General features: G+C 68.7%; 1 protein-coding gene. It reads right to left on the bottom strand.

All coding sequences use genetic code 11. The annotated features are described in order from the left end of the window. Positions 1–374 (bottom strand): AMP-binding protein (locus HWX03_RS36670; protein WP_175874678.1); only part of this gene is annotated, 374 nt, incomplete at both ends.

Here is a 374-nt window from a genome sequence, read left to right as displayed (position 1 = left end):
GCAGCCGCCCATCGCGATCGCCTCGTCGGCGATGCTCTTGAGCGGCAGCGTCTTGCCGCCGCGGGCCTGCTCGTCGGCCGTGATGAGGGCCACCGCGCCGACGTCGACGAGCCGCTCGTTCAGCGATTTCGCGGAGAAGCCGCCGAACACGACCGAGTGCGTCGCGCCGATGCGCGCGCAGGCCTGCATCGCGACGATGCCTTCGATCGACATCGGGATATAGATCACGACGCGATCGCCCTTGCCGATACCGCGTTTCTTCAGCGCATTCGCGAAGCGCGACACGCGTGCGAGGAGGTCCGCATAGGTGACGCGGGTGACGGTGCCGTCGTCGGCCTCGAAGATCACCGCGACGCGCCCGCCGTTGCCGGCTT

This window comes from Burkholderia sp. BCC0397, from assembly GCF_902832865.1.
Taxonomy (GTDB): domain Bacteria; phylum Pseudomonadota; class Gammaproteobacteria; order Burkholderiales; family Burkholderiaceae; genus Burkholderia.
Note: the sequence above shows the minus strand (reverse complement) of the source record. Positions and strands in the feature narration are given on the sequence as shown.